The 6688-nt window shown below is 67.4% G+C and carries 6 protein-coding genes and 1 pseudogene; 5 read left to right on the plus strand and 2 right to left on the minus strand.

The annotated features are described in order from the left end of the window. Positions 1 to 367 precede the first annotated feature (367 nt). On the plus strand, positions 368 to 787 hold the full coding sequence (locus ACI2LW_RS33065; RefSeq protein WP_404734964.1) for a hypothetical protein: 420 nt from the start codon (positions 368 to 370) through the stop codon (positions 785 to 787). 104 nt (positions 788 to 891) lie between these two features. On the opposite strand, the gene ACI2LW_RS33070 is transcribed toward ACI2LW_RS33065, so the two are convergent. Next, on the minus strand, positions 892 to 1851 hold the full coding sequence (locus tag ACI2LW_RS33070; protein ID WP_404734965.1) for an IS481 family transposase: 960 nt from the start codon (positions 1849 to 1851) through the stop codon (positions 892 to 894). 210 nt (positions 1852 to 2061) lie between these two features. Here ACI2LW_RS33070 and ACI2LW_RS33075 point away from each other — a divergent pair, with 210 nt between their 5' ends. The 3 genes from ACI2LW_RS33075 (at position 2062) to ACI2LW_RS33085 (ending at position 4588) form a co-directional block, all read left to right on the plus strand. Continuing rightward, positions 2062 to 2607 carry a winged helix-turn-helix domain-containing protein gene (locus tag ACI2LW_RS33075; protein WP_404734966.1) on the plus strand — a complete coding sequence of 182 codons (546 nt, stop codon included), beginning with the start codon at positions 2062 to 2064 and terminating at the stop codon, positions 2605 to 2607. Between the two features lie 84 nt (positions 2608 to 2691). Beyond that, entirely contained in the window at positions 2692 to 3135 is a 444-nt protein-coding gene (locus tag ACI2LW_RS33080; RefSeq protein ID WP_404734967.1) for a transposase, read from the plus strand. Between the two features lie 181 nt (positions 3136 to 3316). Continuing rightward, on the plus strand, positions 3317 to 4588 hold the full coding sequence (locus tag ACI2LW_RS33085; protein WP_404734980.1) for an IS256 family transposase: 1272 nt from the start codon (positions 3317 to 3319) through the stop codon (positions 4586 to 4588). A gap of 68 nt (positions 4589 to 4656) precedes the next feature. Here the strand turns inward: ACI2LW_RS33085 and ACI2LW_RS33090 are convergent. After that, a pseudogene (locus ACI2LW_RS33090) lies at positions 4657 to 5435 on the minus strand (tyrosine-type recombinase/integrase); the annotation flags it as partial. Between the two features lie 399 nt (positions 5436 to 5834). Between ACI2LW_RS33090 and ACI2LW_RS33095 the strand changes: the two are divergent. After that, positions 5835 to 6173 carry a YciI family protein gene (locus ACI2LW_RS33095; protein ID WP_404734968.1) on the plus strand — a complete coding sequence of 113 codons (339 nt, stop codon included), beginning with the start codon at positions 5835 to 5837 and terminating at the stop codon, positions 6171 to 6173. Positions 6174 to 6688: the final 515 nt, after the last annotated feature.

Here is a 6688-nt window from a genome sequence, read left to right on the forward strand (position 1 = left end):
TGGAAGACGGCGCTGAACCAGTTCTCCCTGTTCTTCGAGGACCGACTCAACGCCGTATGAACCCCAAGGACTTACACAAAATCACTGACACGTCCGGCAGATACGCCGGAGTGGTTCAAGCCGGTTGCTCCCGGCACCGTTCTCTCTCGCTCGGGTAACTATGCATACGTGGTGACCGGCGATGGTGAGCTCGTCATTGGGAAGCGAACGGCTGGTCATGTGAGCCTCGCCCAGGGGAGGGACGTGCTGGCTGCCGGAGAGTTCAAGACCAAGGGTGGTCAAGTCGTGTACCTCGACAATAAGTCTGGCCATTATCAGCCTTACGGTGCTCACGCCCAGAAGGCGGCAGTGGATGCCTTCAACAAGAATGGACTTGGTGCTGATGGGAAGTACATTGAGGCGTGGCGGCCTAGCTGCTGATCCGGTCGCGGAGTTCATACAGGTCGTCCAGGGGGTCCTAGCTACGGCAGAGGAGACCTGCGGCGCCGAAGAACTCGAGCCGGGATTGGAGCGTGCTCTCTCGATTCTGCAGGGGAATCCTGGATTGAGAGGGCAATTCGAGAGTCGCGTGATCGCTCTGATCGATTCCCCCCAGGAAGGTGTCGTTGAAATTGTTTCTTTCCTGATGCATGTGCTGCGTTGGGAGGCTGTCCGAGAGGCGGTCGAAGAAAGGATCAGACACCCCCGAGGGGACGTCAGTAATCTTCGGCTGCACGAGGCCATGCTGGATGCCTTCTCCGATTCCTGGCGCGACCGTGATCTCTTTACGAGATTCTCTGGGGCGTGAGGCCGTAGCCCTGCAGTGCGTGAGCGGGTAAGTCGCGAACGCAAAGATGAAGCCCCGTCAGGTGCGTCCTGGCGGGGCTTCTGTGTGCCACTGACGTTGATCGATTACGCCTGGGCCGCGGTCTTCTGCTTGAGGCGTTCGTAAGGTGTCTGGCCGCCGAGGCCGCCGTGGGGGCGATGGTAGTTGTAGTAGTCCTCCCACTCGCGCAGTTTGTCGTTGAAGACCTCGGCATCGTCGATTACGACGCCGTCGAGGAGCCGGTAGAACTCTTCGGCGTCGATGCGGTGGGAGCGTTCGACCTTGCCGTTCAGCCGCGGGGTGCGGGGCTTGATGTAGGTGTGGGCGATGCCCTTGTCGAGCACGTGCCAGCGGAAGGCGGACTGGAACTCGGAGCCGTTGTCGGTCTGGATGACTTCGACCTGGAACGGCAGGCGTTGGATGACGTAGTCGAGGAACTGGATGGCGGTGTTCTGATTCAGCGTCGGGTAGATGCGCAGGACGCGCAGGCGGGTGCAGTCGTCGATGGCGGTGAACTGGTAGTACTTGTTGCGCCCGCCGCGCCGGCCACGGGGCGCGGAGGCGAGCGGCTCGATGAACTTCACGTCGATCTGGACCCGGTGGCCGGGCAGCTGCTTCTCGTACCGCTTCCATCTGCGGTCGTGGCGTCTGTAGCGCTGGGAGGCCGGCAGGCGGCCCATGTCCAGGCGGTGGAGGATGCGCCAGACGCCGGACTTGCCGATGGTGACGTCGTGGTACCGCTTGAGGTACATGGCGATCTTCTCGGGGCCGAAGTGGTAGTTCTGCCGCAGGTAGATGATCTTCCCGACCACTTCGACATGAGTTGCGTTCGGGGACGTCTTCGGGGCCTTGGAGCGGATGCGCAGGCCCTCGATGCCCTCGGCCTGGTAGCGGCGGTACCAGGTGTAGTACGCCTGCCGGCTGATCCCGAAGTAGCGGCAGGACATCGCGACGTTCCCGGTGACCTCTTCGACGTGGCGTATGACGGCCAGGCGCCGCTTGGCCTCACGGTCAAGCGGCGGAGTGCTGGGATTGGACTTCGGCATGTGGATCTCCGTAGTGATCGGAGACCCAGGTGTCAACGATGATCGTCAGTTTTAGAAATCCGCCTGGGGCTTGTGAGGGCACGCGAGCGCAAATATGAAGCCCCGCCAGATCGCTTCTGGCGGGGCTTCTGCACGTCGCGACGGCAGTAGTTGACGTTGAGGTTGAAACGGTGGGGTGACAGCGGGCGTTGGTGGTGCTACATCCTCGTCATGAGGTACGCGGATGGCGGCGGCCTGACCGCTGCGGGGCGGGCGAAGCGTGAGGCAGTGCGCTTCGAAGCCGCGGAGATGTTCGAGCGAGGCGTGCGGCCGCCGGAGGTGGCCCGCAGGTTACGGGTGTCGCGGAAGTCGGCGTACGCCTGGCACTCCGCCTGGCGTCAGGGCGGCAGCGCGGCTCTGGCCTCCAGGGGGCCCGGCGGCTTCCGGTGTCAGCTCGGCGATGCCCAGGCGGAACGACTGCAGGCCGAGCTGGAGGCGGGGCCGGCGGTGCACGGCTGGACGGAGGACCAGCGGTGGACCCTGGCGAGGGTCGCGGAGCTGATCCATAACCTGTTCGGCTACCGGTATACCCCGCGTGGGGTGTCGTATCTGCTGCACCGGCTGGGCTGGTCACCGCAGGTCCCCGCGCACAGGGCCGTCGAACGCGATGAGCAGGCAGTGGCCAGGTGGCGGACGGAGCAGTGGTCACGGGTAAGAGGACGGCCCAGCTCCTGGGCGCGTGGATCGTCTTCGAGGACGGAGCCGGGCAGGACCTGAAGCCCGGCAAGGGCCGTACTTGGTCAAGGCGGGGTAGAACGCCGCCTGGTCAAAGTGGTGGGCAAGGGTTCGGGACGGGTCCTGATGGCCGGGATGATCTGCGTCCGGCCAGGCCACGAGACCCGTCTGATCTACCGGACCCAGACGTACCGAGGCCGTACCGGCGAGAAGAAGGGCTTCCGGGCCCGCGGCTTCGCGGACCTGTTGACCTCTGCTCGCCGGCAGCTCGGCGATGGCCCGCCGATCGTGGTGTGGGACAACAGCACCCATCACGCCAAGCCGTTGCGGGAGTTCTACGAGCGCAACAGCGACTGGCTGACCATCGTCAAGCTCCCGCCCTACGCGCCCGACCTCAACCCCGTCGAAGGCGTCTGGGCCCCCGTGAAGAAGTCCCTGGCCAACCTCGCGCCCCGCGCGATCGAAGACCTCACCCCGCTCGTGAAGAACCGCTTACGCAGCATCCAACGCCGACCCGGAGTACTCGACGGCTTCATCGCCGGGACCGGACTGGCACTGGAGCCTCCGTAACGCTGTCACCCCAGCGTTTCAACCTCAGCGGCAACGTCAGCGGGGAGTGTCATGAATCAGGTGTGATCTTCCCCGAAGGAGTCACCTGATGAGTACGACAACGGATCACCGGATCGAGACATTCGGCAGCGTGTCGCTTGCCGTGGCCGACGGCAGCATTCAGGGTGCCGACGTGAAGTCGATGCCGGTGTCGCCGAACGGTCTGTCCAGCGAGCTGCTGGAGGAGCTGGCCGCGCTGGCGGCCGAGAAGGTCCGCGGCGAGGGCGGCTTGCGGCTGATGGGTGAGGGCGGGCTGCTGCCCGAACTGGCCCAGCACCTGATGCAGGCCGCCCTGGAGGCCGAGATGGACGAGCACCTGGCCGCCGGGGCCGGCCGGGCCGGCGGCCGCGGATCGCGTTCGGGCGGCAACATGCGCAACGGCTACCGGGCCAAGAAGGTCATGACGGAGGTCGGCGCCGTGACGGTGCAGGTCCCCCGGGACCGGCTGGGGACCTTCAGGCCCCGGATCCTGCCCGCGTACGCCCGCCGCACCGGGGCGCTGGACGATCTGGTCATCTCGCTGACCGCCAAGGGCCTGACCTCTGGCGAGATCGTCTCCCACCTTGCCCAGACGTACGGGATGACGACCACGAAGGAGACCATTTCCACGATCACGGACAAGGCCCTGGAATCGATGGCGGAATGGCGCACCCGCCCGCTCGATCCCGTCTACCCGGTCGTCTTCATCGACGCCGTGCACGTCAAGATCAGGGACGGTCATGTCGCCAACCGGCCGGTCTACGTGGCCGTGGCGGTCACCGCCGACGGCTATCGGGAGATCCTCGGCCTGTGGGCGGGCGACGGCGGCGAGGGCGCCAAGTACTGGCAGACCGTCCTGACCGAGATCAAGAACCGTGGTGTGCGCGATGTGCTGATGCTGGTCTGCGACGGGCTCGGCGCCCTGCCCGACGCGGTGAACGCCGTCTGGCCCCGCACGGTGGTGCAAACCTGCGTCGTCCACCTCATCCGTGCCAGCCTGCGCTATGCCTCCCGCCGCGACTGGGCCGAGGTCGCCCGCGACCTCAAGCCCGTCTACACCGCCGTCAACGAGGACGAAGCACGGCAACGGCTCACCGACTTCGACGAGAAGTGGGGCAAGCGCTGCCCCTCGATCGCCGGGACCTGGGAACGGGCCTGGAGCGAGTTCGTGCCCTTCCTCGGCCTGCCCGACGCGATCCGGCAGGTCGTCTACACGACCAACGCGATCGAGTCCCTCAATGCCCGCTACCGGCGCGCAGCCCAGGCGTGCGGACACTTCCCCAACGAACAGGCCGCCCTCAAACGCCTCTACCTGGCCACCCTCGCCCTCGACCCCACCGGACGAGGCCGCCAGCGCTGGAACAACCGCTGGAAGTCCGCCCTCAACGAGTTCGACGTCCTCTTCGACGGCCGCCTCACCGCCGGACGAGTGTAGGCCGAACAGCCCACCAATCAACTCGTAGGCCACACAGACGAATCACACCTAATTCCTGATAGACCCCGTCAGCGGACGGTGGCTCCGCACAGTGGCGGGTCGTTGCCGTCGTCGCGGGTCGAATCCTGGCCAGCAGGACCGTCAAGGCGGTGCTGAGGGTGTCGATGGCGTCGCGCTGGAGGCGGAGCCGGACGTGGGCGTAGACGGTGGCGGTGACGCCGATGTTGGCGTGGCCGAGGAGTTCCTTGATCACGGCGAGATCGACGCTCTGTTCCAGGAGCAGGGGTTGCGGTGGAGTGGCGAAGGTCGTGGAAGCGGATGCGCCAGAGGCCGGTTTATCGAAGGAGCGTGGTGAAGGCGCGGGTGAGGTTGGTCGGGTCGATCGGTCTGCCTGGCACTGTGGTGAACAGGTGCCCGTCGTGCTGCCATGCGGTGCCCGCAGCCTCCCGCTCCCGCTGCTGCTGCTCGTGGTGGAGCTTCAGTGTCTGGACGCAGCGGGTGGGCAGGGCGACGCGGCGCTCGGAGGCGCGCGTCTTGGTGGGGAGCGTGGTGAGCCCGCCTGCAGCGGTGCCCTGCAGGGGTCGGCGGATTGCGGCGGTGCCCGCGTCGAGGTGGAGGTCTTCCCAGCGCAGGCCGAGGAGTTCGCCCTTGCGGAGTCCGGTGTGGAGGGCGAGTTCGAACAGGGGGTGCAGCCGGTGTCCGTGCATGGCCGTGAGGCACTGGCGGGTTTCGTCGGCGGCGAGGGGTTCGGCGGGGTCGTGGGGGTGCCGGTGCGGACGTTGCGGGCGACGCTGCGCGGGATCTCCTCCTCGCATACCGCGTGCTCCAAAGCGGAGTTGAGCAGTGTGACGCGCTGGGGCTACGCCGCCATGCTCCAGCTCCGCGTCCTGCCTCCCGGCCGGACCACGGCGTGAGGGGCCGCTCCTGCCGGCGCGGCGGGACCGCGCCGGTTCGCCGACCCGGGTCGCGCCGGTTCACTGACTCGCTGCCGCGACGGCCGCCGCCAGGAACAGCACGACCAGACCGGCGATCACCGGTCGACGGCGAGTCGCAGACGCCTGAACTCCGCCGCTGACCGCGACGAGCAGGCTGGTCTCTACGACGCCTGGGTGGCCGCTTCCGTTCTCCTCAACGGCACCGTCGCGGAAGCCGCGCCCGGAAAGCCGGCGCGCGTGACGGTCGCGGGGCGCGACGTTCGTCGTAGGGTGGGACGGCTGAAGGAGGCCGAGGACCAGGGGAGCCCCGCATGACGCGGTATCTGATCTCGTTCGACGACGGCTCGATGACTTTCCCCGAGGAGGAGCTGCCCGAGGTGGGCGAGGCCGCGCACAAGGTGGTGCGGGAGGCCCAGGACGCCGGTGTGTGGATCTTCGGCGGCGGACTGCAGAGACAGCAGGCGAGCATCGTCGCCACCGACGGAACCGTCACCCCCGGCCCGTACCCGGAGACCAAAGCGGTGATCGGTGGATTCTCGATCATCGACGTGCCCTCACGCGAGGACGCGCTGCGGTGGGCTGCCAAGTTCGCCGCCGCATGCCGCTGCGCGCAAGAGGTCCGGGAGATCATGCCCGACCCGGAGGTCTGACCGCGGGCGTCGCGAGTGACTGGCAGCGGGGTTGCCGTCGCCCGTAGTCCCGCGACGGACGGTCGGCTCCCGCCGGGCTGCGCGGCGTCCACCTCAAGGTCATCCGGAGCAATGACCTGGGTCCTGCGGCAACCCCTCAATGGGACGAGGACACGCTGTCATCCGGCTCCGCACCCGCCGGACGAACCGTTTCTTCCGTAACCGGCCGCGACACTTTCTTTCCCACGGCCATGGCAGCAGCCGCACGACGCAACTGCGCTTGCACAAGGTCGAACCCCAGAGACTTCGACCGCTTCCGTCGGTGACTTCCGCTCATGCAAGTTCAACGCTCCAACGCCGCGCCCGTAACCGCAATACCACCGAATGGAGCAGCGGCCCGGACGCCGCTTCTGTGGGCTCGGCCGGGGAAGTACGGTGTTGCCGCCCGCGCCGCCCGCGCCGCCCGCGCCGCCCGCGCCGCCCGCGCCGCCCGCGCCGCCCGCGCCGCCCGCGCCGCCCGCGCCGCCCGCGCCGCC

Source organism: Streptomyces sp. NPDC004065 (assembly GCF_044903565.1).
In the GTDB taxonomy this organism is placed as follows: domain Bacteria; phylum Actinomycetota; class Actinomycetes; order Streptomycetales; family Streptomycetaceae; genus Streptomyces.

What these genes read in the sequence shown, in the direction of transcription:
- ACI2LW_RS33080 (WP_404734967.1), top strand. Translation starts at nt 2,692, where the DNA reads ATGGCCGGGATGATCTGCGTCCGGCCAGGCCACGAGACCCGTCTGATC.
- ACI2LW_RS33065 (WP_404734964.1), top strand. Translation starts at nt 368, where the DNA reads ATGGACTTGGTGCTGATGGGAAGTACATTGAGGCGTGGCGGCCTAGCT.
- ACI2LW_RS33085 (WP_404734980.1), top strand. Translation starts at nt 3,317, where the DNA reads ATGCCGGTGTCGCCGAACGGTCTGTCCAGCGAGCTGCTGGAGGAGCTG.
- ACI2LW_RS33070 (WP_404734965.1), bottom strand. Translation starts at nt 1,851, where the DNA reads ATGCCGAAGTCCAATCCCAGCACTCCGCCGCTTGACCGTGAGGCCAAG.
- ACI2LW_RS33075 (WP_404734966.1), top strand. Translation starts at nt 2,062, where the DNA reads ATGAGGTACGCGGATGGCGGCGGCCTGACCGCTGCGGGGCGGGCGAAG.
- ACI2LW_RS33095 (WP_404734968.1), top strand. Translation starts at nt 5,835, where the DNA reads ATGACGCGGTATCTGATCTCGTTCGACGACGGCTCGATGACTTTCCCC.